General features: G+C 43.0%; 1 protein-coding gene. It reads left to right on the top strand.

The window, feature by feature from the left end; all coding sequences use genetic code 11:
* Positions 1 to 230: hypothetical protein (locus Q0871_RS18670; RefSeq protein WP_299326623.1), on the top strand; the 230-nt coding region annotated here is incomplete at both ends.

Genomic DNA, 230 nt, shown 5'->3' with positions numbered 1-230 from the left:
ACGGACCTTGGTGGTGACCAAACTATAGACATTAGTGGACTTGCATATGACGACACTACAATAAGAGCGGATGTTGACCAGAATACTGCCGATATCGATACTTTAGAAGCGGAGCAAACAACACAGAATACTGCTATCGCTGCAAACGCTACAGATATAAATACTCTCGAAGCTGAGCAAACAACACAGAACACCGCTATAGCTACAAACGCAACGGATATAGATACTCT

The organism is uncultured Maribacter sp. (assembly GCF_947500985.1).
Taxonomy (GTDB): domain Bacteria; phylum Bacteroidota; class Bacteroidia; order Flavobacteriales; family Flavobacteriaceae; genus Maribacter.
This window is presented reverse-complemented; position numbering and strand designations above follow the sequence as displayed.